16 protein-coding genes and 4 pseudogenes are annotated in these 25,131 nt (G+C 67.5%); 7 read left to right on the top strand and 13 right to left on the bottom strand.

Going from position 1 to position 25,131, the window contains the following annotated elements:
- Positions 1-23 precede the first annotated feature (23 nt).
- On the bottom strand, positions 24-3,245 hold the full coding sequence (locus QFZ75_RS14385; protein ID WP_307537079.1) for a tetratricopeptide repeat protein: 3,222 nt from the start codon (positions 3,243-3,245) through the stop codon (positions 24-26).
- A 696-nt stretch (positions 3,246-3,941) separates the two neighbouring features.
- Between QFZ75_RS14385 and QFZ75_RS14380 the strand changes: the two genes are divergently transcribed.
- From QFZ75_RS14380 to QFZ75_RS14365, 4 genes and pseudogenes are all read left to right on the top strand, one after another.
- Complete coding sequence (locus QFZ75_RS14380) at positions 3,942-5,204, top strand: DUF3696 domain-containing protein (protein ID WP_307537077.1); 1,263 nt, start codon at positions 3,942-3,944, stop codon at positions 5,202-5,204.
- The gene (locus tag QFZ75_RS14375; protein WP_307537076.1) at positions 5,146-6,231 is read left to right on the top strand and encodes a hypothetical protein; all 1,086 of its coding nucleotides are present in this window, start codon (positions 5,146-5,148) and stop codon (positions 6,229-6,231) included. Before QFZ75_RS14380 ends, QFZ75_RS14375 begins: the two co-directional genes overlap by 59 nt.
- A gap of 17 nt (positions 6,232-6,248) precedes the next feature.
- Complete coding sequence (locus tag QFZ75_RS14370) at positions 6,249-7,901, top strand: DUF262 domain-containing protein (protein ID WP_307537074.1); 1,653 nt, start codon at positions 6,249-6,251, stop codon at positions 7,899-7,901.
- Between the two features lie 151 nt (positions 7,902-8,052).
- Positions 8,053-8,211 (top strand): annotated as a pseudogene (locus QFZ75_RS14365) (DUF255 domain-containing protein); the annotation flags it as partial.
- Between the two features lie 33 nt (positions 8,212-8,244).
- Here QFZ75_RS14365 and QFZ75_RS14360 read toward each other — a convergent pair.
- Together QFZ75_RS14360 and QFZ75_RS41140 are read right to left on the bottom strand one after the other, a co-directional pair.
- Positions 8,245-8,639: pseudogene (locus tag QFZ75_RS14360) on the bottom strand (DNA-binding protein).
- Positions 8,636-8,863, bottom strand: a pseudogene (locus QFZ75_RS41140) (hypothetical protein). Before QFZ75_RS41140 ends, QFZ75_RS14360 begins: the two co-directional pseudogenes overlap by 4 nt.
- Positions 8,864-9,205: 342 nt before the next feature.
- On the opposite strand from QFZ75_RS41140, the gene QFZ75_RS14355 reads away from it, so the two are divergent.
- Complete coding sequence (locus tag QFZ75_RS14355) at positions 9,206-10,828, top strand: CBS domain-containing protein (protein ID WP_307537073.1); 1,623 nt, start codon at positions 9,206-9,208, stop codon at positions 10,826-10,828.
- Positions 10,829-11,007: 179 nt separating this feature from the next.
- On the opposite strand, the gene QFZ75_RS14350 is transcribed toward QFZ75_RS14355, so the two are convergent.
- From QFZ75_RS14350 to QFZ75_RS14320, 7 genes and pseudogenes are all read right to left on the bottom strand, one after another.
- Positions 11,008-11,541 (bottom strand): hypothetical protein, encoded by a 534-nt coding sequence (locus QFZ75_RS14350; RefSeq protein WP_307537071.1) that lies wholly within the window; start codon positions 11,539-11,541, stop codon positions 11,008-11,010.
- A gap of 25 nt (positions 11,542-11,566) precedes the next feature.
- A complete protein-coding gene (locus QFZ75_RS14345; RefSeq protein WP_307537070.1) occupies positions 11,567-13,552 on the bottom strand; it encodes a hypothetical protein in 1,986 nt (661 codons plus the stop codon).
- A complete protein-coding gene (locus tag QFZ75_RS14340; protein ID WP_307537068.1) occupies positions 13,549-14,712 on the bottom strand; it encodes a 5'-methylthioadenosine/S-adenosylhomocysteine nucleosidase in 1,164 nt (387 codons plus the stop codon). The genes QFZ75_RS14345 and QFZ75_RS14340 overlap by 4 nt, the downstream gene beginning before the upstream one ends.
- The gene (locus tag QFZ75_RS14335; RefSeq protein WP_307537066.1) at positions 14,713-15,456 is read right to left on the bottom strand and encodes an NUDIX domain-containing protein; all 744 of its coding nucleotides are present in this window, start codon (positions 15,454-15,456) and stop codon (positions 14,713-14,715) included. It lies immediately after the preceding gene.
- A 219-nt stretch (positions 15,457-15,675) separates the two neighbouring features.
- Positions 15,676-15,774 (bottom strand): annotated as a pseudogene (locus QFZ75_RS14330) (DNA-binding protein); the annotation flags it as partial.
- A 122-nt stretch (positions 15,775-15,896) separates the two neighbouring features.
- Positions 15,897-17,345, bottom strand: coding sequence for a CBS domain-containing protein (locus QFZ75_RS14325; protein ID WP_307537064.1), 1,449 nt, complete (start codon positions 17,343-17,345; stop codon positions 15,897-15,899).
- 235 nt (positions 17,346-17,580) lie between these two features.
- A complete protein-coding gene (locus QFZ75_RS14320; RefSeq protein ID WP_307537063.1) occupies positions 17,581-18,147 on the bottom strand; it encodes a Uma2 family endonuclease in 567 nt (188 codons plus the stop codon).
- A 195-nt stretch (positions 18,148-18,342) separates the two neighbouring features.
- Between QFZ75_RS14320 and QFZ75_RS14315 the strand changes: the two genes are divergently transcribed.
- Positions 18,343-20,370: a thioredoxin domain-containing protein gene (locus QFZ75_RS14315; RefSeq protein WP_307537061.1), complete on the top strand. Its 2,028-nt coding sequence runs from the start codon at positions 18,343-18,345 to the stop codon at positions 20,368-20,370.
- A gap of 237 nt (positions 20,371-20,607) precedes the next feature.
- On the opposite strand, the gene QFZ75_RS14310 is transcribed toward QFZ75_RS14315, so the two are convergent.
- The 3 genes from QFZ75_RS14310 to QFZ75_RS14300 form a co-directional block, all read right to left on the bottom strand.
- Positions 20,608-21,342 carry a Mut7-C RNAse domain-containing protein gene (locus QFZ75_RS14310; RefSeq protein ID WP_307537058.1) on the bottom strand — a complete coding sequence of 245 codons (735 nt, stop codon included), beginning with the start codon at positions 21,340-21,342 and terminating at the stop codon, positions 20,608-20,610.
- A gap of 4 nt (positions 21,343-21,346) precedes the next feature.
- Complete coding sequence (locus QFZ75_RS14305) at positions 21,347-22,030, bottom strand: TetR/AcrR family transcriptional regulator (protein WP_373465870.1); 684 nt, start codon at positions 22,028-22,030, stop codon at positions 21,347-21,349.
- 97 nt (positions 22,031-22,127) lie between these two features.
- Complete coding sequence (locus QFZ75_RS14300) at positions 22,128-22,841, bottom strand: hemolysin III family protein (protein ID WP_307537054.1); 714 nt, start codon at positions 22,839-22,841, stop codon at positions 22,128-22,130.
- 359 nt (positions 22,842-23,200) lie between these two features.
- Between QFZ75_RS14300 and QFZ75_RS14295 the strand changes: the two genes are divergently transcribed.
- Positions 23,201-25,039, top strand: a complete 1,839-nt coding sequence (locus tag QFZ75_RS14295; protein ID WP_307537053.1) for a phosphoenolpyruvate carboxykinase (GTP) — start codon at positions 23,201-23,203, stop codon at positions 25,037-25,039.
- The last annotated feature ends 92 nt before the right edge of the window (positions 25,040-25,131 follow it).

Raw genomic sequence — 25,131 nt, 5'->3', positions numbered from 1 at the left:
CGCGGAGCGCCGGCCCCGCCGGATCATGTCCGCGGCGCCGGGACCGCCACCCCCATGACCTCACGTGCGTGGCGGTTCGGCACCATGCCCAGGCGCCAGGCCTGCCAGCCCGACTCCAGGTCCGCGCCCCGCTCCAGCAGCAGCTGGTACGCCTCGATGCAGTCGTCCAGTTTCCCGTCGCGGGCCGGGTGGCCGGTGCGGGACAGCTGGGACAGCTCCTCCTGGGCGACGGCCGTGCCGATCTCGACGCCGCCGGGGGAGGCGTACGGCAGGAGTGTGCAGCGCAGGAAGCGGGCCCAGTCCTCGCCCCGGCGGTCGCCGTAGGAGGCGAAGAGCGCGGCGGCCTCGTCGCACAGGGCCAGCGCCGGCTGGGTACGCGCGTTGCCCGCGTCCACCACCGCCAGTTCCAGGCAGGTCCACGCCTCCCCGTGGGCCACGCCGATCCGCTGGAAGTCGGCCCGCGCGTCCACCAGGAGCTGCCGGGCGAAGCCCGAGTTCCGCAGCGAGCCGGTCTGCGCCGCCCGCTGGTCGCGGGTCACCCGTGCCGAGTGGTGACGGGCGCACGCCAGCCCGTACACGTCACGGATCCGGGAGAACATCGTCCGGGAGCGTTCCAGCTCACGGACCGCCTGGTCGAGGCTGCCCGTCTCCTCCAGCGACTGGCCCAGGTAGTACACCGTCCAGGCCTCGCCGCGGGCGTCCTCGTTCTCGCGGTGGCGGACGACCGCCCGGCGCAGGCCGTCCACGGCCGCGGACGGATCGCCGTCGACCATCCTGGCCCGGGCCAGCTGGGTCAGCGCCCAGGCCTCGCCGCGCGCGTCACGGGTACGCCCGTACAGGGCGAGGGCCTCGCGCAGTTCGGACTCGGCGCGCGGTACGTCGCCCATGCGCAGCCCCAGCTGGCCGAGCTGGAAGTGCGCCCACGCCTCGCCGTGCACGGACTCGCCCTCGCGGTGCAGCACCAGGGCCCGGGTGAGGAGGTCCAGTGCCTCGCCCAGCCTGGCCCGGTCCCGCTCGACGGCCGCCAGCGCGTGCATCGTCCAGGCGCGGTCCGCCGCGAGGTCGGGGGACGCCTGGAGGTCCAGGGCCTCCTGCAGCTTCGCCGCCGCCCCGGTGAGGTTGCCCTGGTGGTGGAGGGTGATCCCCAGCGAGCCCAGCGCCCGGGCCGCGCCCGCGTCGTGATGGGCCTCGAAGTAGAGGTCGACCACGGATGTCAGGGTCGTACGGGCCTTGTCGAGTTCGCCGAGCTGGCGGGCCGCGATACCGGTACGCCACTGGACCGAGCGCACCAGCAGTCCCTGGTCGACGGCCTGCGTCAGCTCGCTGATCTCGCCCAGCCGGTAGAGGTCGCCGCGCAGCAGGCAGTAGTCGCACAGGGCGCCCAGGAGGTTCAGCACCGCCTCCTGGTTCACGCCCTCCGCGTGCCGCAGGGCCGCCGTGATGAAGCTCGACTCGTCGTCCAGCCAGCGCAGGGCCGACTCCAGCGAGGAGAACCCGTGCGGGCCGACCGTGCTCGACTGGAAGGAGGTGTCCGCGCGCGTGGACGTCTTGCCGTCGACCAGGCGGATCACCGAGTCGGCGAGCTCCCCGTAGTTCACGATGAGACGTTCCTGCGCGGCCGTGCGCTCGGCCGGTTCCTCCTCGTCGAGCAGGCGGGCCTGCGCGAAGGCCCGTACGAGGTCGTGCAGGCGGTAGCGGCTGCCGCGGACGTGGTCGAGCAGGCCGGCGCGGGAGAGGGCCTCCAGATGACGGACGGCCTCCGGTTCGTCCGCCGCGAGCAGGGCGGCCGCCGCGGCGGCGCCGAGCGAGGCGCGGCCCGCCAGGGCGAGCCGCCGCAGCAGCCGCCGCGCCGTCTGCGACTGGTCGGTGTAGCGCAGCCACAGGGCCCGCTCGACGGGCTCGACCTGGCCGTACGCCGCCAGGTCGGTGGCGAGCCGGCGCGGGGTGCGCGGGCCGAGCGACGAGCCCGCGACGCGCAGCGCCAGCGGAAGCCCGCCGCACAGCTCCCGCACCTCGTCCGAGGCCTCGGCGTCGTACGGGGCCGAGGCGTCCTGCGCGGCGGCCTTCAGCAGCTCCTCGGCGCCCGGCGCGGCCAGCGGCTCCACCGCGAGCTGGTGCACCCAGGCGGGCAGGTCGGCGGGCAGGTCCAGGGGTTTGCGGGCGGTGACGACGACGAGGCTGTCGGAACGCTCCGGCACGAGCGTGCACACCTGCTCCACGTCGGCCGCGTCGTCCAGCACGATCGTCACGGGCAGGCCGGTCAGGTGCTGGTGGTACAGCCCGGCGAGCCGCCGCACCTGCTGGTCCTGCGAGGAGCGCTCCCGGAACAGCAGCTGCTCGCGGGGCGCGCCCAGCCGGTTCAGCAGGTGGAGCAGTGCGTCGCGGGTGGTCAGCGGCGACTCCTCCGGGCTGTCGCCGCGCAGGTCCACCACGCACGCGCCGCGGAACTGGTCCTTGAGCTCGTGGGCGGCGCGGATCGCGAGCGTGCTGCGGCCGGAGCCGGGCGCGCCGTGCAGGACGACCACCGTCGGCCGGGTCTCCGTGCTCGCGCGGGCCGCGTGCACCCACTGCATGATCCGCTGCATCTCCTGGCGCCGTCCGGCGAACAGGCTGCCCGTCTCGGGGAGCTGGCCGAAGGACTGCTCCAGGACGCTCCGCCGGCGGGCCGCCGCGCTCTTGTCCGTACGCCGCAGCTGGGGCGCGCCCTTCTTGGCCCCGGTGGCGGCGTTGTACACGCGCTGCTGGTCGAAGAAGGGCCGGATCCCGCGGACCTCCAGGGCGGTCAGCCAGGCCAGGCGCAGCTGCTCGGGGCCGCCCGGCTGCCCGAGGGCGCCCGCGCGGCGGCTCGCGGCCGGCAGGTGGGAGGCGGTCACCTTCGCCACCGTCGTCGCGGCGCCGACCGCGCCGACGACCGCGCCGGCGCCCACCGCGGCGCCCGTGCCGGTGCCGAGCGCGAGGTCCGCCACGACGGCCGTGAGCGCCGCGACGGCCGCCACCAGCAGGGGAGTTCCGGCGCCCTCGCGCGCGTAGCGCCGCCCGAAGGACAGCCGGCCCGCCTCGGCCTCGTCCAGGGCCTTCGTGTAGGCGGCGTACTCCTCGTCGGCCGTCCGCGCCATGGTGTCCAGCGAGGCCCGTGCCCGCGACAACAGGACGCTCGCGTCGGCCCGGCCGCCCGAACGCCGGACCTCCTCCTCGACGGCCCGCACCAACAGCCGTTCGGCCTCCGCCCGATGGCCGTCCCGCATATCGCGTCCCCCTCCGCCGACAACGGCTTTCCCGGTCGAGTCTCCTGCGGATGAGCGGGGAAGGCGAGAGACCCACCCGCGCAACCCCTGGCATGTGCACGCCCGTCCGAACAGCCCGGACCCAGGACCTACCCGCCCGGAAAGCCGGTGATCCGCCGCAGGCCCCGTGATCCGCGCCGCCCCGTGGGTACTGCGGCAGGATGGACCCCATGCCGAATGCTGAGCGTCGGGTACTCCAGCTGTCACTGGTGCCAGTGCACTTCTTGAACCCGTAAGCGCAGACCAGGTGTGACGCCATAGGGTGCGGCCAAGAGCGCCGATGGTGACGAATGCGATGCGAGGATCGATGTCTGGACGCAGGAGCAGATTGCCACGTCTCCTGCCTGGTCCAAGCAGAAGTGGGACACCATCGTGGCGATCTTGGAGCCGGACGGTTCCTCCTGAGTGCTCCGACGGTAGGCCTGGGATGCGGCCCGGACGGAAGCGGCTTGCGAACTGCGTAGGTGCAAGGTTCTGTCGAGCCGTGTCAGCGCATCAGGTTTCGGAAGGCATCCCCGCCTTACCTGCCCGTTCCCGGTCGAGGTTCGGGTTCGATGCCTGGAGGCAAGCTCCGGATAGCCTGACAGGCCTACAGAGCGGCGCTTGGCGAGTTTGACGTGGCTTCGCCAGGCGCGCTGAGATCAGACAGGAGCCCACATGCCGCTGGAGCGGTTTTCCTTGGAGAACTACCGCTGTTTCAAGGACAGGCAGGAGGTAGAGCTTGGCAGAATCACCGTGGTGCTGGGCAGAAACAATGCTGGAAAAAGCGCTGTTGTGCGGGCTCTTCCGGTGCTGTCCACCGGAATTCGCACTGACTCCTCGTACCCATTGGATCTGGACCCGGCCCAGGGGTTCGCCTCCTCATTTACTGACCTGATTCACGGCTCGTCGCCCCATGGTCGAATTTCTGTGGGATTCTCGTCACGGACGGCGGACGGTCAACTGCTGAACGTCGAAGCCGACATCCAGAATATTGCTGACCAGGGGACTCAACTGGTCTCTGCCCTGAAGATCTGTTGCGGCTCGGAGAGCGAGGAATTCTCCTGGGTCCCTGGTCCTGACGCGTATTCATCGGAGAAGCGCACCTATCGCGTCGGTCAAGATGAGAAACAACTTTCATTCCGCGGTCTCTTGCCTGACGCCTCCGACTGGTCTGACTCCGTTGGTGGAGTTGATGGAATCTCAAGGAGGGTGCGCGAGGAGTTTGATGATATTCGCTATCTAGGCCCGTTCAGGAACGGCCCGGATCGCTTTTTTCGGGCCTCGGCCCGCCCCTCTGGAAGCGTCGGTAGTAGGGGAGAAAAGGCGCTGGCCATACTTGTCGCAGATGAGATGCGCGGCCGAGGGCGTGTTGCGCACGAGCTGAACAATCTGCTGGCACATATGCTGCCCGGTTGGCGCTTCGTAGTCACGGACGTCGGGGCGGGAATATATGTCCCTCGTCTCCATTCAATTCGCGATCCAGAACTTTTTGTTCACCTCGACGATGTCGGCACCGGAGTGGTTCAGTTCCTCCCGTTGCTGATTCAGCGGGCATCAGACAGAGCGGAACCACCGGTCCACCCCGTGATCGAAATCGTGGAAGAGCCGGAGCTTCACCTCCACCCTTCTGCGCATGCAACGATCGCAGATCTGTACATCGATGCTGCGCGAGAATCAAACGTTCGTTTCCTGGTGGAGACGCACAGCGAGAATTTTCTCTTGCGCCTACGCCGACGCGTGGCAGAGAAAAAACTGAGGCCAGAAGATCTCAAAATCTATTTCGTGGAGCAGACAGAGGGCTCTGCATTTCTACACAAGATCGAAGTGGACACGCTCGGGAACATCGACTACTGGCCGACAGGAGTTTTCTCGGAAGACTTTGAAGAAGTACGTGCTCTGGCGGATGCGCAGGCGAATCGGATTGAAGATGCGAGTTGAGATTCCGGTCGAACTTTTCAAGGATCGAGAAGGGAACGAGAATACGGAACTCGTTCTGAAGCTAATTCGATTCTTCAGGGAAGCCAGACACGAATGGGTGCTGTCCCCGCGCGATGTAGATGTCGTCAGAGAGTTCTTCCTACGTCATGTGCCAACCTTCGCCCAGGTTTATACACTTCTCGCACAGAAGACCAGTGGAAAATCGTATGCTTGGGCGCCACGCGGAGTGAGTTCAGGCGTGGTTGGGGTTAGCCGGGAAACGTTGAGGAGTGACGTCCATGATCTGGAGCGCCCGGCTCTGCTTGTTGTCGAGAACGCGTCCTATGACTGGAAAATGATCAAAGCGTTGGCGAGCCTGTTGGGGTGCGAAGACATCGTCCGGGCCGAGGAGGACAACCGCTTGGAGGTGTACAACGGGGGCGGTAAAGATGGCGCCACTCGTCTCGCCGTTGAGCAGCTTGCAAAATTCACGAGAACCAAACGTGTGGTCTTGGTGATCGACAGTGACAGTTTCCATCCCGGAGAGCGGACTGATAACCACGAGAAAGCCAATATAGTGGAGCTTAAAGGTGGGCGTACTCACGTTCTGAGGTTTCGTGAGATGGAGAACTATATTCCCAACCGTGTTCTGGCTCGGCAGGCTAGGAAACCAAGCGCGCAGGCCGGGATGGCAAAGCGATTGGAGTCTCTCAAGAAGCTGTCCGCAGACCAACGAGCTCACTTCGACATGAAGTATGGATTCAGGGCGAAGTCGACTAGGGATTCTGCAGTCTCGGAGAGAAAGCCTCGGCATCGCAAAAAAGTAGGGAAAACCTTCGATGTGCCACCTCGGCACCGTGACCTTTACGCTGATGTGCACGAGCGGGATCTTGTGATTCTCTGCGAAGGGTTCGGAACAGATTTGCCGACACTGCTTTTTCAGGAAGTGCGGGCCGGCGGAATATCCGAGGTCGACCTGGACGGTCTTGGACTCGGAGCGCCGCAAGAGCTGCGATCTATGTTCGATAAGATTCGGAACGTGATTTGACGATGAGGGAAGGCGAAATGGGCAAGGATATCTCAGTCGTACCAGAGGTTCAGTTCCTCGAGCAAGTGTTGGAATGGATTGCTCGTGGTGAACTGCGGGTTCCGAAATTCCAGCGCCCCTTCCTTTGGCGTCCCGAGCAAATGCTGCAGTTGTTCGACAGTATGGAGCGTGGATATCCAGTAGGCAGTCTTCTCATCTGGGAGACTTCCATGCCGCTCGCGAGTCTCGACTCTATCGGCGGGCGTAAAATCCCGCCGGTACCGGAGGGTGGGAAGGTGGCTTATGTGTTGGACGGCCATCAGCGACTTTCGACGCTCTTCGGAGTCCTTCACCGATCCGCCGATGCTCCTTGGTCCGTAAAGCAGGAAGACTGGATGTGGTGGGTATATCGACCGCTGGACCGAGCGGATCATGATGGTGTGCGCTATCGCCACTGGAAAAGTGGGGGAAACGTTCCAGATAATTACTTGCCCATGCGATCGGTTCTGCGGACTCTAGATTTTCTTGAGTATGCGCGTCAACTGTCCGATACTTATCATCGAGATGAGGCCGACCGTCTCACGAATGAAGGTGAACGTATCGCGCAGCGGGTGAAGAATTACAAGGTATCCGTCGTGCGTATGCAGGGGGGTACTCTGCAGCAGGCTGTGGAAGTATTTTCTCGAATTAATAGTAGCGGCCAGAAGATGCGCCCCGATCAAATGGTCTCCGCTTTGACCTATGGAACCACTGGGCCGGAAACCCTGAGCGACAAGATGGAGGAGATTCAGGAACAGATTGCGGCCTCTGGGTTCGGCGAAATCCCGATTATGACGATCTTCCAGATCGTGCTCGCACTGTCTGGCGAGGAGGATGTGCAGAACACCTCCTGGGAAGTGATGGCGCGTAAGGTCCAGGGGCAGCTGATGGGCGCCGTGGAGAAGACCGACCGCACGTTGCATGAGGTGGTGGAATTCCTGAAGACCGAGGTCCAGGTTCCACTCGCCCGGCTGGTCCCGTACAACATTCAGATCATGTTGCTCGCTGTCTTCTTCCACTTCTCGGGGCAGGTGACGGAAGAGCAGCGGAGCAAGCTTCGCAACTGGTTCTGGATCACCTCACTCGCGGGAACCTTCGCCGGGGCCAACACCACACAGGTCCGCAAGTTTATCGAGGAGATGAAAGCCTTCGCGGCGGGATCGAGCGAGCTTAGCTACTCGGGCGAGCGGGCTCGTGCCTTCCCTGAACGATTTGATCTCCGTAGTGCACGCGTGCGTTCTTATCTCCTTTGGGATTTGCAGACCTTCCCTGAGCGTAAGAACCCCGATGGCAGTTCCATCGATGTCGCCGATCAGCTGGCGAAAGCGCATCGTGAAACCTACCGACACATCATCACTCAGAGCAGGGTCCAAGGGGCCTCCAGCCCCGCAAACCGGATCGTCATGGCGACGCCGCCCGGTATGTCGATCCGACAGGCACTCATCAAGCTGGCCGAAGAGGATCGTACCGACATCCTGGATTCACACGGTGTCAGTATTGCGTCGGTTGAAAAGCTGAAGACCGACGACTATGCCGACTTCATCGCAGTGCGTCAGCACGAAGTGGCGGCCCGGGAGAAGCAGTTCATTGAAAGTCTGGGTGTCCTTCCCTCCGAGCAGGAATTTGGTGAGGCTGACATCGACACCGAGTGACCGGTGGAAATGAAGAGGGAGGGGCTGCGCTGACCATCGGGCCCGATCACGGGCTCGGTGGCGGCTCGGCTCGGTCAGGCGTTGCCCGCCGGGCGGCTGGACTTGTGTGTGCTGTCCGGTGGATTAAGGGCCCTGCGGCAGGATGGAACCCATGCCGAACCGACTGGCCAACGAGACGTCCCCCTACCTTCTGCAGCACGCCGACAACCCCGTCGACTGGTGGCCCTGGTCGGAGGAGGCCTTCGAGGAGGCGCGCAGGACCGGCAGGCCCGTCATGCTGAGCGTCGGGTACTCCAGCTGCCACTGGTGTCGGTGAACTCGCGAAACCAGTAGTCGGCGATGCTCACACCTCTCTGGTGGTCACGCGGTTCCCGCAGGGCTTCGACCAGTCATCGCGGTCAAAAGTCAGGACGATCACGGGGCTGGGGCACGGAGCGCGAGTGCGGCGATCGCGTAGTTGTGCCCATGGAGCCCCCTGCGTCCCGAAGCAGCGTTACTGCGGAAAGCGAGCCCTCCTGGTTGACCGGTTCCACCCGCAGCTGAGAGAGCACCCACTTCAGGCACACCAGATCGGTCTTCCCATGCGCGGCTTCGACGATGGTCAGCGCCGAGACGAGGACAGGGACTCCGACCTGCCGGGATGCCTCGAAGCGAGCCGCCATCTTGCGGTCGTTGCGCAGCAAGTGGGGACAGCACCTCGGAGCCGAGCACCAGCGAGCGGGCCGGCTGCTCCTTCACACGGCGCGCCGCTCAGCATCCCTGGCGTTTTCGTCCCCGAACAGCTCGCGACAAGCGGTTTCGATCTCCTACTCCGTGAGCGCGCCGTGCTCTTCCTCGTGGGCCGCGACGATCTTGGCGAACCTGTCCATGGCGAGCTGGTGCCTGACGGCTTCCGTGATGTAGGTGGACAGTCCGCGACGACCGGTTCAAGAGCGGAACTCGGTGACCAGCTCGGCGGGCATGGACACGGACATGTTCTCGGTGGTTCCGGGGCTTCGCCGAACCATATTTCTTGCGACGAGGAGCGTCCGAGGTGCGTCACTCACTGGTTTTCGCACAAGCGGCCGGAGCGCGTCGCCAGGGCATAAGAAGCAATCTGAGGACACACAGAGTGCGAGACGCATGTATGCAACTGTTGTAGGTCGAGGTGGTGACCTCCGTTTTACGGTCGTGAGCTCCGGGCTAGGCTCGACGAATCGCACTTCAATTCGGCACGACAGGTTCTGGGGGACGACGTGGGTGCTGTACGGGCCTGGATGGTACGGGCCGGAGCGGACGGTGACCGGGAGGACGTCTGCATTTCCATGGGCTTGACGATCGCCGGCTGGCCCGAGGTCGGTGACCTCACGAGCTGCATGACGCCGGAAGACCTCAAAGCCGAGCTCGCCAAGGCGTACCCCCGTGAGAACCCACGCGTCCTCGGGAACTGGCGCGGGCAACTGTGGCGTTTTCGCGCCGCCATGTCACCTGGGGATCTGATCGTCCTGCCACGCAAGGCGGGTGACATCGCCATTGGACACCTTACGGGTGACTACCAGTTCGATGCAGAGGCTACTCCGGGACTCCAGCACGTGCGCCCTGTCACCTGGAAGCGCACCGACGTACCGCGCGCGGAGCTTCGCGCCGACCTGCGCGCGACGCTTGGCTCTCTGCTTACAGTGAGCCAGCTGCGCCGCTTCGATGCCGTGAATCGTCTCACCCTGCTTGCGGCGGGTAACTCCGATCCGGGAAATCCTGACGCCCCGGCTGACCTGCGGCTGCTGGAGGGACCTGCCGAGTTGGCCGCCAAGGTCGCCGAAGCCCCGTCTGGCATGCCGGTGAAACTGGCCGTACGCGACCTGCTCAGCATCTGGGACTTCGTGAGTCGCTCGGGCAAGGCGACGGCCACCATTCGCCGGGATCTGGACGAACTCGGTCTCGCAGTTGTCCCTCCTCTCACCGAGGTCCCGTCGATCGATCACATCGTCCGTGTCGTCCCCATCGGCTTGGCTCCGGAAGCCAAACGGCAATCGTTGGGCGAAGAGACCGTCAACCTGGAGCTGGAGCCCGAGGAAGGAGATGAATCCGCGGAGGATCTTCTGGTCAAGGAGGAGGCGGGCTCCCCGGACACTGGCGACATCGGCCTGACCGCTGTCGGAGCCGTGGAGAGTGAGAGTGGCGACGATGACGAAGAGTCAGCTCGTCCGGCGCCTGTGCTGGTGACTGTGGGGAGGCTGTCCTCGGCACGCAGTGAGCTGAAGACCGTCAGGCTCACCGACCCGCTCAGCCGAGCGGTGGAGCTTCTGTCCGAGAACGCGTACGACCAGCTCCCGGTCCTCGACGACGACGGTCACTTGTGTGGCTCCATCACCTGGCGGGAAATCGGTGCGACCAACCGCCCTGCCACCGCGCTGGTCAGAGACGCTGCTGTGCTGAAGGTTCGGTCTATCCGTACCGACGAGCCCATGGTGGACTGCCTGGCCGACGTGGCCGACCACGGCTGCGTTTTCGTGATAAATCCCGACGGTAGCCTCTCTGGGATCGTGACCGGTCACGACTTGGTCCACAGGTTCGAGCAGGAACTGCGCCCCTACGCCCTTATCCAAGAGCTGGAACTCCGCCTGCGCCGAGCGCTCAGGAAGGCTCTGATGCAGGTGAAGGAGACTCGTGGTGAGTATGGCCTCCCCGGCGATCCCACAAAAATCGTCAAGCTCGCTCATCAGGGCATGAACTTCTCCGACTACATCGCATTGCTCAAACGGGATGATGTATGGCAGGCCACAGGTTGGCAGTTCCCGCAACAGAGCTTCGCCGACCGTATGGACCGGGTTCGAAAAATCCGTAACGAGACCATGCACTTCCACACCAGTGACGATGACCGCATCAACGTGGTCAAGGAGATCCAAGTCGCTCTGCAGATGCTCAAGACCGTTCAGCCGCAAGCCTGAGGGCACGGCAGGTCCAGCGCTGCCGCACTCCGGGGCTGCTGTTCCGGGATACCGACGATGTTGATGCAGTCATTCTCCCGTGTCGACTTTTAGCAGTGGAAACGGGTGACACCGGAACATGGAGTGCGACTCGCCCCTGCGGCCAAAGGTGTCATACGTGTGCCTGGCGAGGCCCGGTGCTACCGCTCCGTACGGCGCAGGAACTGCCAGCCCAGTACGGCCAGGGCCAGCGTCTGCCCGACAGAAGCGAGCACGAGCAGGGGCGGAACGACGGGAGAGCACCAGAACGCGGTCGTACAGACCATGGGCAGGACCAGGTACGTGAAGAGGTCCACCGCAGTCTGAAGCCGCTTGCGCACGGTGCGGCCCGCAACGTTGCGGTGGTAGACCTCCCACTCGAACAGCGCACCTTGGGCCGAGGTGAGTTCCCCCAGGCGGGGGCCCAGCCGGTCGCGGACGTAGTAGCCGATCACCGAGATCTTCTCGTCGTTGACCAGGTAGGTCCAGCCCAGGATCAGACAGATCGCGGGGACGCAGAGCAGCAGTCGGGACCGTCCGCTCTGGGCGGTGATGGCCACGACCGCAGTGGCGGCGGCGAGCGTGAAGTAGAGCAAGTTGTCGCGGAACCCTATGCGGGTCTTCTGTTCCTCCTTGAGCCGGTCATACTCGGCCAGCAGGATTTTGCTCTCGGTGACGTCATCCGTGGAAGTCACAGGCGCTCCTCTGCTGAGTCCAGGATCAGTCGGCCATCTGGAAGGGCGCCAGGCTGTCGGGGCCGTGCCGTTCGATCCAGCTCTTCCCGTCCGCCGCTATCCCCTCCAGGAGACGGAAGGTGTGGGTGGAGCCGGCCGCGCTGAGGTTGATCTCGGAGATCTCCCGGGCATTCTCGGTCGGTGCCAGTTGATGGGCGTCGGCGTCCTTGACGCGGATCTTCCTGGCCGGTCCGTTGGCAAGGAGGAGCTCCAGGTCGTAGCCGATGTCGGCGTTCTCCGTCACCTGCACGGAGGTCAGCGCGTCGAACCGGTAGTTGCTCCGCTGCTCGTTCCTGCGCGTTGCGTCGGAGAAGTTGAACTCGGAGCTGATCTCGCGGATGCCGTCCTGGGTGAACAGGAACAGGCGGAAGACGTAGTGCGAGTACCGCCATGGGCCGCCTCGCACCCGGCCCCGTTTGTAGGAAGGAGCGGGGGCCACCAGGATGGTGTGGGTGATCAGGTCGCGCCAGGTGAGCCGGTGGTACCGGAGTGCCTCATCGACGAACGACGTCTTGTCGCAGGTGAGCCAGGTCTCCATCTCCAGTTCGCTGGGACGCGTTTCGTCCAGGAACGACTTCCACCGGTGGTAGGTGATCTGTCGGGCGGTCAGTTGTTCCTGGTACTCCCGGGTCTCCCGGACCAGCCGGTGCTCTTCACGCCGGACCTCCAGCCATCGGGAAGCGGTCGCGTGCCCGGACCAGGCCGCACCGAGCATGGCAAGGAACGCCCACAGCACCCGCGGTTGCCCGGCACCGGAGACCGCCGTGCCGAACGCGGACAGAGCCGCCGCGCCGAGAAGAGCGAGGGCCGCCACGGTCAGGGTCTTCGTCCTAACCGGAGTCTGGGCCTGGCGGTACTGATCGAACAAGGTGCCGTTGTTGTAGCGATTCCGGGCGTCCTCGGCGAGGTACCGGATCAGCCAGTCGACCCGCTCCACGCCGATCCGGCTCTCCCGGTAGAGGTCCGCGATCTCGGCGGCGAGACTGCCGCGGATCTGAACCGTGTGGGCGAGCCAGGCGTCCGAGGTGAAGCCGTGGGGCCTGCGAACACTGAAGTAGTGATCGAACGAATGGCGGACACTCTTGGTGAACCCGCTCTCGGTGGAGGCGGAGGCGGGATCGTGCGGGTCCGGCACGAGGGCCCCGGCCACGAAGCCCGGCCTGGACCGGCCCCACCACCGGACGCCGAAGCGGGCCGCGGTCAGGCCCGCGCCGAGCGCCACCGGTAACTCGACGATCGCCCGGGTTGGATCCGCGACCAGAGCCAGGGCCCAGAGGAACGCACTGCTGACGACGAACAGGACCGCCCGGACAGGGAAGGCCGCCTTTGCGGCGGCAGCGGTGCTCGGTCGGGGCGGAGCGGCCCGCGCCCCGATGGGGGTGGGTGCGAAGTAGGCCCAGACCCGCCGGCTCCGGTCGTTGCTGAAGCGTTCTGCCCTGGCCCGTCCGAGGGTGTCCGCCCACAGGTCGTCCTTCAGCCCTCCGGTGAGCATGAGGTCGAGGTGGCGGAGGATCGCGTCGTGCTGGCGGCGCGGCAGGTCCTGAAGCTGCTTGAGTACGGGGCCGGTCTCGCTGCCGGTGGTGCTGAGTACCGCCAACAGGTCGAAAGTGACGCGCAGGGCTTCCTTCCACCTGTCCTCGGGGTAGGTCCGTACGAGCCTGGAGGTGTAGCGCAGCCGCTGGACCTCTTCGGCGCTCAGGTCGTGGTGGGTGCGTGCGCTGAGCATGGCGAGCACCCAGTGGAAGCGCACCTCCGTGCCGTCGTAGCCGCGGACGATCGCATCAGTGATCATTTCTCGGGCTCGGCTGGGGACGCCGTCCTCCAGGAGCTGTACGCCGACCCGGTACTTCTCCTGCGGCGAGGCGTCCGGGTTGACGATGTAGACGTTGGAGTCGTGCACGGTCTCGGCCTGGATCCCGATGGTGGAGTTGTACGCGGCCGAGCTATATGCGGCATCGTCGTCGGGGCTCATGCCAGATCACCGGCCGCGGCAACAAGGGGAGCCAGCGTAGCCACCAGTGCGGGGCACTCCGCGACCAGTCCGCGCAGCCTCTTGAGCGTCATGACCGTCCGCTTCGACGATCCAGGGGTGCGCTCCCCGGCCGACCGGAGAGCGGAGTCCAGATCGGTCAGGGCCTCCCGGTAGCTGTCCTCGTCGAGGGCGCCCTCGGTGCGGTGCCGCCCCAGCTGTTCGCGGAAACCGTTCAGTTCCGTGACCAGGTCCGTCGGGCCGGATGCCTTCGAGGCCGCGTTCATGTGGACACTGCTGCCCGTGACCGAGTCGGCCATAATGCCGACGGTGCTGTTGTGGACGGTGTTACTCACGCGCCGGTCGAACCGGTCGGCCGAACGGGCCCTGTCGTCCTCGGGCATTGCGGCCTCCTCCTGCTCGCCCACCAGCTCCACTGCCAACCGGATGGCGAACGCCGACGCGTTCGCCGCGGCCCGCGGTTGCCAGTTGCGGTCCTCCGAACTGTTCTTCGTGCCGTCCGCCCGGTCGCTGATCCCCCGGACGATGGCCACCGGCGCACCGCTGAGATGGCCGGCCTGGGCCACACCGGCCGCCTCCATCTCGATGGCGAGCGCGTCGTTGTAGTGCTGTCGGATCCACTTGGCCTCGGCCGAGATCCTCGAATTCTGGACGATCTCACCGGCGGCGATCGCCCCGAAACGCACCTGCGGTCCGTCCTCGTGCCCGGGTGCGGGGTCCGCCCAGTCGTCCGAACGGGCCAGGTGCGAGGCGAGCTGGCTGATGCCGTGCGGCGCTTCCCACGCGCGGGGACGGGCTTTGAGCCCGTCGTCCTCGCTGGTCCCGCCGTGGTAGGCGTACACATGTGACGCCACCACCACGTCACCCAGCCTGGTGGCGTCCCACAAGGCGCCGGCGACTCCGACGAACAGCACGGCAACCGGCGAGAACTCCTGGATCGCGCGTTCTGCGATCACCGCGGCGGAATGGTTCCCCTTATTCGTCAGTCCGAGCGCGACACGGCACGATGTGCCCCGTACGGTGCCCGTTTCGAACCGGGTACCGCGCTCGTGGCGATGCACCTGAAGATCCGTCAGCCGCTGGCGCACGGACTGGTATTCCAGATTGAGGGCGGTGAGGATCACCACCGGGGCTTTCGGCATCTACTCCTCTTCCCCTTTCGCGTTCTCTTCCGTCGCAGCCGACGCGGGTCGGATCAGCGGTGGAAACAGCACGGTGTTCGGACCGGCCCGGTACAACCGTGCGGGCCGCCCTCCCGTGGTCCTGCGGTCCGTGCCGGCGGGCACGATGAATCCCTTCGCGGCTTGGACCTTCCGATAGAAATTGCGGGTGTCGAGCGGGGTTCCCCAGACGGCCTCGTACACCTGCTGCAGCTCCGCGATGGTGAAGCTCTCCCCGCAGAACGCGGTGGCCAGTGCCGAGAATTCAATCTTGGTGCGCGCGCGTTCGATCCCGTCCGCGGCGATGCGCCGGTGGTCGAAGGCAAGGGCGGCCTCGCCGGACAGGACGGCTTCCGCGGGGACCCACGCGGCGTCGGCGGCATCCGTCCCCGCGACAGGGTCGGGCAGCCCCGGTGCGATCGCCAGGTGAGCCACGGAGACGACTCGGCCCCGCGGGTCACGGCCCGAGCTTCCGTACACGCCCAGCTGTTCCAGGTGCACGCAACCGGAGGTCAGGGCCGTTTCCTCACTCAGTTCGCGGTGGGCGGCGTCCAGGATCTCCTCGCCCTCGTGGCTCAGGAATCCTCCGGGCAGCGCGAGCATGCCCTGGAAGGGATCTTCGCCCCGCTCCACCAGGAGGACGTGCAGACGATTCTCCCGCAGCGTCAGGATCACGAGATCGACCGTCAGCAGGACAGGAGGTGGTGACCATGCGTCAACTGGCATGCCATGCACGCTACTTCACTTACTGTCACTTACACAAGAAGGGAGGCGGGGGGAGTTGACGCGCAGTTTCGGAGGGGATGGAGCCGCCCATCACGTGATGGCCCACAAGTGCGGTTCGGCCGAGCGGGGCGGGCTCGTGAGGGTTTCGCCGGTCGCGCCGACCGCTTGAGAAGCTTCTCGTGACAGGCAACGTGCGAACCCAGTGGTCAGCGGTGCTCGTACCTCTTTGATGATCACGCGGTTCCCGCGGGGCTTCGACCAGTCGTCAGGGTCGGAGGTCAGGGCGACGACAGGGGTCGGAACCCTGAGCGCGGGCGCGCGGTGTTGCTCCTCGTGGACCGTCGCGATCTTGCCGAGCCCGTCCATGGCGAGCTGTTCTGCGGTTGCCTGCGGGGCCCTGCCGGGAGATCGGCCGACCGGACCTGGGTGGCCGCCTCGCCTCAACCGCCGTGCTCGCGCAGAAGTTCGATCATGTTGCGGAGCATCGGTATCGCCGAGTCACCGACCTTGTCCTTGTCGTTGAAATGCATCAGCTCGTTGCGGATTTCGCGGAGCTCGTCGAGGCGGGCAATGAAGGACTTGCGGTCCAACGGCCAGCCCAGCTTGTCCCACTGCAGCTGATTGCCCAAGACCTGGTGGTAATCCCCATAGGACAGCTGATCGAAGGCGGCGAGCTTCCGGCGTCCGTCCGGATTGCAGAGCGCGACCACCTCTGCGAGGTCCAGACCTTCCGAGATGACACGGCGCAGGTGCCGGTCGAGGTCGCCGATGAGCAGGAACGGCCGGGCGGTGGCCCCGTATTCTGCGGCCACGTCAGCGATGGTGATGATGCCAGCGATCTGATTCGTCTGGTCCTTGACCAGGAGGAAGCCGAACCGCTCCAGTTCGGGCAGGACGTCGATCAGGTGGTCTGCATAGCTGACCGCGTGAGCGGCGACGATGGCATCGGAGAAGGGAGCCTCGGAGTTCGCGTAGCGCGCTCGGGCGATGGATTCCCAGGTGACGGCGCCTCGCAGATTCCGGGGTCCGCTCAGTACCGGCAGTTGCGAGTACCCGTTGAGCCGCATTTTGGTGAACACCTCCTCGAAGCTCGCCGAGGAGGACACCGACACGACCCCCTTGAGTGCTGAGGGCAGGTTGCCGACCGTCTGACCTTGGATCGGTTCCCCCTTGTCCTCCTCGTTGCCGGAAGGGGCAGCGAGCCTTGGGCTATCGGATTCCCCCGGTTCCTCCTGCCCCGCTACCGGCCCCTGCTCGGTCGTCTCCTCCTCGTCCTCGGTGTCCCCGGAGGTGCCGGTCAGGGTGACCCGGTCGTCAATCCCCACGGCTGCGAAGTCCGGCACTGTGGACAGGCCGTGGTTGGCCAGCTCGGCGGCTACCCGCTCGGTGACCAAGTAGCCGCGCCGGGATGCCCCCCACCAGCCCAGCAGATCGCGGACGGTGAGTGTGACCGGGGCCTTGGCGTCCGCCTGCCTCCGGGCCTCCTTCAGCCGCGTGTGCCGGACGGCGGAGTCTTCCGCCGCGATGTCGCCGGAAGGCGGCAGCTCCGCCGCCGTGTCCAGGAGACTTTGCCTCACCTGGTCCAGCAGGGTGCCGTCGTCCAGTGCCCAGGCGGTCCACCCGTCATATGGGCCTCGCCCGGTGGCGGCAGCTGCGGCCGCCGAGGGGGATCTGAACCGCTGGCCGTCACTCAATTCGATTCTGCCGTCCGCGGATACCTGTGCTCGGTGCTCCTGCCCGAACCGCCGCTGCCGGAAAGTGAGGCGCGCCCCCGGGCTCAGCAGACCGGCGCGGACGAGGTCGGAAACCAGTACTCGCCGCCCTTCGATCAGGTAGGAGGCTCGCCCCAGTGACTCGTCCGCACTGCCGTCTGCCGCGTCATCGGTCACTGGGTTCTCCCGGTCGGCCTGCCTTGGAACGCTGTGATCATCGCAGAGCCGTGTCAGTCATCGGTGCGGATTCAGACGATTGCTTCGCCGGGTGTGGCCTGTCCTTGGCGGCATGTGCACCGTCCAGGTCGCGTACCCATGGGTCGCGAGGAAGGCCGCCTGTGCCGCCCGCTGCCGCGGAGCCCGCTCCGGAGCGGTGGAGGTCGGCCCGGCATCTGGACGACTTTTCCGTTCTCTATATGTCCCCAAGATCGACCGTGATGGAGAAAGGCGCCGTGGCCTTCACCGTGCCGGTGAACATCTCGCCGTCTCTGTAGGCCTTGGTGGCGGGGTCGAGAACATAGGTGTAGATGATTGGGACACCAGTGGCGACCTGCTCGACCCGCCAGTAGAAGGGGATACCGGCCTTGGCGTACTGGTCCACCTTCACGATCCGGTCAGTGGTCTCCGAGCCGGGCGACACGACCTCGACGACCAGGAGCACGTACTCGGGGCGGGTGGGCGTGAAGTCGATGGTCTCTGCCCGGTAGACGGTGACGTCCGGACGGCGGTTGGTGAGCGGAACGTCCTGCAAGCGGACGTCGAAGTCCGTGTCGGCGTTCCAGTCCGGGCCCGCGGCGGCGTCCAGGGCGTTGGCCAGGATCCGGGCCAGCCGGTTGTGGCGCTTGGAGGCGCTCGGGCTCACGAGGACCATCCCGTCCACGATCTCGATGCCGGCGCACTGCTCCTCGGACCAGGAGTCGTACTGCTCCGCGCTGATCTGCGAATGCATCCACGCGGGCGCCACCATCTCGGCGGTCATGGTGTACCTCCTTCGAGGAGCCTCGGCAGGTCCAGCGGCACTGCGCCCAGCCTACTGTTCCGAGGTGTCGGGCCGCCCGACCCGGCAGTGGACGGAGTCGCCCGCCACGTGATGGCACACAGTGCAATTCGGCCAAGTGGGGCGACTCGTCAGGGTTTCACCGGTCGCGCCAGGCGCTGTGAGAGGCTGGGTCGTATGAACCGGTTGGCTGGTGTGACCTCGCCTTATCTGCTTCAGCATGCCGACAATCCGGTCGACTGGTGGCCGTGGACGCCAGAGGCTTTCGAGGAAGCGCGGCGACGTGATGTCCCCGTGCTCCTGTCGGTCGGATACTCGGCGTGCCACTGGTGCCACGTCATGGCCCACGAGTCCTTCGAGGACCAGGAGACCGCCGCCTACCTGAACGCGCACTTCGTCGGTGTCAAGGTGGACCGCGAGGAGCGGCCCGACGTCGACGCGGTCTACATGGAGGCCGTGCAGGCGGCCACCGGGCAGGGCGGCTGGCCCATGACCGTCTTCCTCACGGCCGACGCCGAGCCGTTCTACTTCGGCACCTACTTCCCGCCCGAGCCGCGGCACGGGAGCCCTTCGTTCCGGCAGGTGCTGGAGGGCGTGCACAGCGCGTGGACCGACCGGCGGGACGAGGTCGCCGAGGTCGCCCGGAAGATCGTGCGCGACCTCGCGGGACGCGAGATCGGCTTCGGCGACGCACAGGTGCCGGGCGAGGGCGAACTCGCGCAGGCACTGCTGGGGCTGACCCGCGACTACGACGCGGCGCACGGCGGTTTCGGCGGGGCGCCCAAGTTCCCGCCGTCCATGGCCGTCGAGTTCCTGCTGCGCCACCACGCGCGCACCGGGGCCGAGGGGGCGCTGCAGATGGCCGCCGACACCTGTGAGCGGATGGCCCGCGGCGGCATCTACGACCAGCTCGGCGGCGGGTTCGCGCGCTACTCGGTCGACCGCGCGTGGGTCGTGCCGCACTTCGAGAAGATGCTGTACGACAACGCGCTGCTGTGCCGGGTGTACGCGCACCTGTGGCGGGCCACCGGCTCGGACCTGGCCCGCCGGGTCGCCCTGGAGACGGCCGACTTCATGGTCCGCGAACTGCGCACGGACGAGGGCGGGTTCGCCTCCGCGCTCGACGCCGACAGCGACGACGGCACGGGGAAGCACGTCGAGGGCGCGTACTACGTGTGGACGCCGCAGCAGCTGCGCGAGGTGCTCGGCGACGAGGACGCGCAGCTCGCCGCCGACCACTTCGGCGTGACGGCGGAGGGCACCTTCGAGGAGGGCGCCTCCGTCCTGCAGCTGCCGCAGGCCGAGGGCGTGTTCGACGCGGCCCGCGTCGAGTCGGTGCGGGCGCGGCTGAAGGCGTCGCGGGACGGCCGGCCCGCCCCCGGCCGCGACGACAAGGTGGTCGCCGCCTGGAACGGTCTCGCGATCGCCGCGCTGGCCGAGACCGGCGCGTACTTCGACCGGCCCGACCTGGTCGACGCGGCGCTCGGGGCGGCCGACCTCCTCGTGCGCCTGCACCTGGACGAGCACGCGCGTCTCGCCCGTACCAGCAAGGACGGCCGGGCGGGCGCGCACGCGGGGGTGCTGGAGGACTACGCGGACGTCGCGGAGGGGTTCCTCGCGCTGGCCTCGGTGACCGGCGAGGGTGTCTGGCTGGAATTCGCCGGCTTCCTGCTCGACCACGTCCTGGCGCAGTTCACCGACGAGGAGTCGGGAGCGCTGTACGACACGGCGGCCGACGCCGAGAAGCTCATCCGGCGCCCGCAGGACCCGACCGACAACGCCACCCCCTCCGGCTGGAGCGCCGCCGCGGGAGCCCTGCTGAGCTATGCGGCCCAGACCGGCTCGGAGGCCCACCGCCGCACCGCGGAACGGGCGCTGGGAGTGGTGAAGGCACTCGGCCCGCGCGCCCCGCGTTTCGTCGGCTGGGGCCTGGCCACGGCCGAGGCCCTGCTCGACGGGCCGCGCGAGGTGGCCGTCGTCGGACCGGCGGACGACCCGGCCACCAGGGAGCTCCACCGGGTGGCCCTGCTGGCCACCGCGCCCGGCGCGGTCGTCGCCGTGGGCGCCGCGGACAGCGGTGAGCTCCCGCTGCTCGCGGACCGCTCCCTGGTCGGCGGCGCGCCCACCGCGTACGTCTGCCGCAACTTCACCTGCGACGCCCCGACGACCGACGCCGACCGCCTCCGGGCGGCGCTCGGGGGGTGAGCGGTGGGGTGCTTCGCCGGGTGCGGGGGCGGGGGCGGGTGCGGGTGCGGGCGCGGGTGCGGGTGCGTCGTGGTTGATCGCGCAGTTCCCCGCGCCCCTTAAAAGACTGCGCCGTTCCCCGCGCCCCTGAAAGCAAAAGACTGCGCCGTTCCCTGCGGTCCTGAAAGCGAAAGACTGCGTCGTTCCCCGCGGCCCTGAAAGCGAAAGACTGCGCCGTTCCTCGCGGCCCCGGAGGGATCAGGTCGTGTTCTGGCCGAATTCGGTCAGGGCACGACCGACGATCTCCTCCAGCTGGGCGTGATGCGCCCCGCGCCAGTACGCCCGCCCGCACTCCCCGCACCGCGCGAACACGTCGTACGACCGCCGGGTCCCGCCCGCCAGCTGCCCGGCGACCTCTTCCTTCGAGGCCGGCCGCAGCACCCCGTTGCACGCGGTGCACCGGCTCCACGGCGCGAGCCGCGGGGCGAACCGCTCCAGCACGTCCCGCAGCTGCTCCTCCGGCCGGGTGCTGTACACGAACGCCCCCGCCCACAGCTCCCGCCGCCGCAGCAGCCCCCGGTCCCGGCTGAGCAGCACCCGCCGCTCGGCGGCGGACCGCGCCGCGAGCGCCGGGTCGCCGATGTCCGGCGACTCGTACGCGGTGTCGACGCCGAGCAGCCGCAGCCGGCGCGCCAGCGTGCCGAGGTGGACGTCGAGCAGGAACCGCAGCGGGGCGCCCGGCACCGGCTGGGGCCGCTCGACGGCGCGCACCTCGACGGTCTCGTCCGCCGCGGGCACGTGCGACACGGCCACCGTGCGGCCGTCCACCAGGAGCTCCCCGACCTCGGTCAGCGGAACGCCGAGCGACTCGACGACGTGCCCGAGCGTGGAGGCGCCGTCGGTGGCGACCCGCGTGGCCCCCGCCCGGCGTCCGTGCGGGACGAACACCCGTAGTCCGGGCGCGAATTCGACATGGATCTCCGGTCCGTTCACCGCGTCAGGATGGCACGGGGGACGGACCCGCGGCCTGCGGGTCTCCCGGGGCGAGGCCGTGCCCCACCACGTCCAGGGCCCGGTCGACCAGCGTGCCGAGGTCGTCCTCGTGGTGGTGTTCGGCCCAGTAGAGGGACGCCTCCAGCAGGCCGCCGACCAGCGACATCGTGAGGACGCGCACCTCGAAGCCGTCGGCCGCCCGCCCGGTGCGCTCGGCGACGACCTGGCCGAGCAGCCGGCCGGTGGCGGCCATGCTCTGTGTCATCCGGGACCGTACGGCGGGCACCTCGACCATCAGGCGGGTCCGCAGCCGGGTCACCTCGGGGTCCTCCGCGGTCCCGGAGCCGGCGGCCTTCCGCAGTACGTACCGCAGGGACTCGAACCACGGCTCGTCCGCCGGCCGGGCCCGCAGCTCCGCCGCCAGGGACGGGCCGTGCTCGTCGGTGAGGACGATGTCCTCCTTGGCCGGGAAGTAGCGCAGGACCGTGGACGGCGACACCTCGGCGAGAGCGGCGATCTGCTCGACCGTCGTCGCGTCGTACCCCTGCTCCCGGATCAGCCGGTACGTCGCGGCACGGATCGCCGTCCGCGTCCTGGCCTTCTTCCGCTCGCGGAGCCCCGGCTCCGGACGGTGCTCGGGACGCTGCGGGGGGCGGTCGGCGGAGGGCGGGGTACGGGCGGCCTTCATACAGGCCATTGTCGTTTGTCGACCGCCGCCCACCGCTCCTACGGGCAGCGGACACCGGCCACCCGTACCGGCAGGCCGTACCGGCAGGCCGCGCCGGTCACCCGTACCGGTAGGCCACGATCGAGATGCCGATGTAGTGCGCGATGAACGCGGCGAGCGTGAGCGAGTGGAAGACCTCGTGGAAACCGAACCAGCGCGGCGACGGGTCGGGCCGCTTGAGCGCGTAGATCACGCCGCCGGCGCTGTAGAGCAGCCCGCCCACGATCACCAGGACCAGCACGGCGACGCCGCCGGCCCGCATGAAGTCGGGGAGGAAGAAGACGGCCGCCCAGCCCATCGCGATGTAGCAGGGGGTGTAGAGCCAGCGCGGGGCGCCGATCCAGAAGACCCGGAAGGCGATGCCCGCGACGGCGGCGCCCCAGATGCCCCACAGCAGCCATCTGCCCTTGCTCTCCGGGAGCAACAGCATCGTGAGGGGCGTGTACGAGCCCGCGATGATGAGGAAGATGTTCGCGTGGTCGAGCCTGCGCAGCACGCCGTCCATGCGCGGACTCCACGTGCCGCGGTGGTAGATCGCGCTGACCCCGAACAGCAGGCAGGCCGTCAGCACGAAGACCGCGCAGGCGGCGCGTGCGCGGGTCGAGCCGGCGAGGGCGGTCAGCGCGAGGCCGGAGACGAGGACCACCGGGAACATCCCGGCGTGCAGCCACCCGCGCAGGTGTGGTTTCACCGGATGGGGCAGGGAGAGCGCCTCGGCGACACGGTCGACGACAGGCGTGTCCGTAGAGGCGTCGGAACTGGGCGCAGTCATGGGGCCCATCGTACCTACGGAACCGTAGGTTACGTGTCGGTCCCCGGGTAAGAAGCGCGCCAAGTGGCGGGCGTCTCACCCGTGCGAAGGGCGCGTATCCGGGCCATGGTGCCGGGTGCTCGGGAAGCGGACTCCTTACACCTCCGGTAACAAGTGGTGATGCTCACGCTGCTCAGGTGTGAGGCCCTCTGGACATATGCGCGCACCCGTCGGATGATCAAATGAGTGCGGTCGGCACCGGATGAGCGCCAGGAAGATCGAAATGCACCGGAATGATCGGTGTGGACCGGTCATGTGAAGCATCCGGGTCGCAGCCCCCACGGGGCACAAACACAAAAACCCCTCATCTAGGAGCGATCGTGGCGCGCGACATCGCGGCTCCCCTTCCGACCACCGTCCCCACCACCCATCAGGAACTGGTCTCGTGGGTCAACGAGATCGCCGAACTGACGCAGCCGGACAGCGTGGTCTGGTGCGACGGCTCGGAGGCCGAATACGAGCGACTGAGCGAGGAGCTCGTCCGCAAGGGCACCTTCAGGAAGCTCGACCCGATCAAGCGCCCCAACTCCTACTACGCGGCCTCCGACCCGACCGACGTCGCCCGGGTCGAGGACCGTACGTTCATCTGCTCCGAGAAGGAGGAGGACGCGGGCCCGACCAACCACTGGAAGGACCCCGCGGAGATGCGGGAGGTCTTCCGGGGCAAGGAGGGCGACGGCGGGATCTTCCGCGGCTCGATGCGCGGCCGGACGATGTACGTCGTCCCGTTCTGCATGGGCCCGCTCGGCTCGGACCTGTCCGCCATCGGTGTCGAGATCACCGACTCGGCGTACGTGGCCGTCTCGATGCGCACCATGACCCGGATGGGTCAGCCGGTCCTCGACGAACTCGGCTCCGACGGTTTCTTCGTGCGTGCCGTGCACACGCTCGGGGCGCCGCTGGAGGAGGGCGAGGCGGACGTGCCGTGGCCCTGCAACCCCACGAAGTACATCTCCCACTTCCCGGAGACCCGCGAGATCTGGTCGTACGGCTCCGGCTACGGCGGCAACGCCCTGCTCGGCAAGAAGTGCTACGCGCTGCGCATCGCCTCCGTCATGGCCCGTGACGAGGGCTGGCTGGCCGAGCACATGCTCATCCTGAAGCTCACGCCCCCGCAGGGGGAGTCGAAGTACGTGGCCGCCGCCTTCCCGAGCGCCTGCGGCAAGACGAACCTCGCCATGCTGGAGCCGACGGTCCGCGGCTGGACCGTCGAGACCATCGGCGACGACATCGCCTGGATGCGCTTCGGCGAGGACGGCCGCCTGTACGCCATCAACCCCGAGGCCGGTTTCTTCGGTGTCGCGCCCGGCACCGGCGAACACACCAACGCCAACGCGATGAAGACGCTGTGGGGCAACTCCGTCTTCACGAACGTCGCCCTCACCGACGACAACGACATCTGGTGGGAGGGCATGACGGAGGAGACCCCGGCCCACCTGACGGACTGGAAGGGCAACGACTGGACCCCCGACTCCGGCGTCCCCGCCGCCCACCCGAACGCCCGCTTCACCGTCCCCGCCGCGCAGTGCCCGATCATCGCGCCCGAGTGGGAGGACCCCAGGGGCGTACCGATCTCGGCGATCCTCTTCGGCGGGCGCCGCGCGACGGCCGTTCCGCTGGTGACGGAGTCCTTCGACTGGAACCACGGCGTCTTCCTCGGCGCGAACGTCGCCTCCGAGAAGACCGCCGCCGCCGAGGGCAAGGTCGGTGAGCTGCGCCGGGACCCGTTCGCCATGCTGCCGTTCTGCGGCTACAACATGGGCGACTACATGGGGCACTGGGTCGACGTCGCCAAGGGCAGGGACCAGGCGAAGCTCCCGAAGATCTACTACGTGAACTGGTTCCGCAAGGACGACGCGGGGAAGTTCGTGTGGCCCGGCTTCGGTGAGAACAGCCGGGTCCTGAAGTGGATCGTGGACCGGCTGGACGGGCGGGCCGAGGGCGTCGAGACGCCGATCGGGGTGCTGCCGGCCAAGGGCGCCCTCGACACGGAGGGGCTCGGCCTGTCGGAGGCCGAGCTGGACTTCCTCCTCACCGTCGACAAGGAGGTCTGGCGGGAGGAGGCGGCGCTGGTGCCGGATCACCTGAACACGTTCGGTGACCACACACCGGCCGAGCTGTGGGACGAGTACCGGGCCCTGGTGAAGCGCCTGGGCTAGGCCCGGCCTTTCCCCGCCCCCGCCCCCGCCGCCCCTTCCCGTCCCATCCCTGGGGCTGCGCCCCCAGACCCCCGCAATCGCGCCGGTGCGCT

Source organism: Streptomyces sp. V3I8 (assembly GCF_030817535.1).
GTDB lineage: Bacteria > Actinomycetota > Actinomycetes > Streptomycetales > Streptomycetaceae > Streptomyces.
Note: the sequence above shows the minus strand (reverse complement) of the source record. Positions and strands in the feature narration are given on the sequence as shown.

Coding starts and splice junctions, on each gene's coding strand:
- QFZ75_RS14385 (WP_307537079.1), bottom strand. CDS start 3,245: ATGCGGGACGGCCATCGGGCGGAGGCCGAACGGCTGTTGGTGCGGGCC.
- QFZ75_RS14380 (WP_307537077.1), top strand. CDS start 3,942: ATGCCGCTGGAGCGGTTTTCCTTGGAGAACTACCGCTGTTTCAAGGAC.
- QFZ75_RS14370 (WP_307537074.1), top strand. CDS start 6,249: ATGGGCAAGGATATCTCAGTCGTACCAGAGGTTCAGTTCCTCGAGCAA.
- QFZ75_RS14355 (WP_307537073.1), top strand. CDS start 9,206: ATGGGCTTGACGATCGCCGGCTGGCCCGAGGTCGGTGACCTCACGAGC.
- QFZ75_RS14345 (WP_307537070.1), bottom strand. CDS start 13,552: ATGAGCCCCGACGACGATGCCGCATATAGCTCGGCCGCGTACAACTCC.
- QFZ75_RS14340 (WP_307537068.1), bottom strand. CDS start 14,712: ATGCCGAAAGCCCCGGTGGTGATCCTCACCGCCCTCAATCTGGAATAC.
- QFZ75_RS14335 (WP_307537066.1), bottom strand. CDS start 15,456: ATGCCAGTTGACGCATGGTCACCACCTCCTGTCCTGCTGACGGTCGAT.
- QFZ75_RS14320 (WP_307537063.1), bottom strand. CDS start 18,147: ATGACCGCCGAGATGGTGGCGCCCGCGTGGATGCATTCGCAGATCAGC.
- QFZ75_RS14315 (WP_307537061.1), top strand. CDS start 18,343: ATGAACCGGTTGGCTGGTGTGACCTCGCCTTATCTGCTTCAGCATGCC.
- QFZ75_RS14305 (WP_373465870.1), bottom strand. CDS start 22,030: ATGAAGGCCGCCCGTACCCCGCCCTCCGCCGACCGCCCCCCGCAGCGT.
- QFZ75_RS14300 (WP_307537054.1), bottom strand. CDS start 22,841: ATGACTGCGCCCAGTTCCGACGCCTCTACGGACACGCCTGTCGTCGAC.